A 400-nucleotide genomic window follows, 5' to 3' on the forward strand; every position below is an offset into this window, starting at 1 on the left:
AACCCTTCCGATAATGAGATTTTCGCGACCATGATCGGGAATTTTAATGATGGGAGTGTAAAGGGGAAAGTACAACTTGGTTCCGGCTGGTGGTTTTTAGACCAGAAAGACGGAATGGAAAGGCAAATGAATGCCTTGTCCAATATGGGGCTTATTAGTTGTTTTATTGGAATGCTTACCGATTCCAGGAGCTTTTTGTCTTTTCCAAGACATGAATATTTCAGAAGAGTGCTATGTAATCTTTTCGGAAAAGAAATAGAGAGCGGTGAATTGCCAAATGATATGGAGCTGGTTGGAAAAACCATAGCAGATATTAGTTATCGTAACGCAAAAGAATACTTCAGCTTCTAATGCAGCATCAAAAAGACATTAAAGGAAAGACCGTTACTTTTGGAGAGGT

1 protein-coding gene is annotated in these 400 nt (G+C 39.2%); it reads left to right on the forward strand.

Going from position 1 to position 400, the window contains the following annotated elements; all coding sequences use genetic code 11:
- The coding region (locus tag RM539_RS19970) for a glucuronate isomerase (protein ID WP_311505178.1) at nucleotides 1-351 on the forward strand (351 nt) is incomplete at its 5' end.
- Nucleotides 352-400: the final 49 nt, after the last annotated feature.

This window comes from Autumnicola musiva (genome assembly GCF_031846585.1).
Lineage (GTDB): Bacteria > Bacteroidota > Bacteroidia > Flavobacteriales > Flavobacteriaceae > Autumnicola > Autumnicola musiva.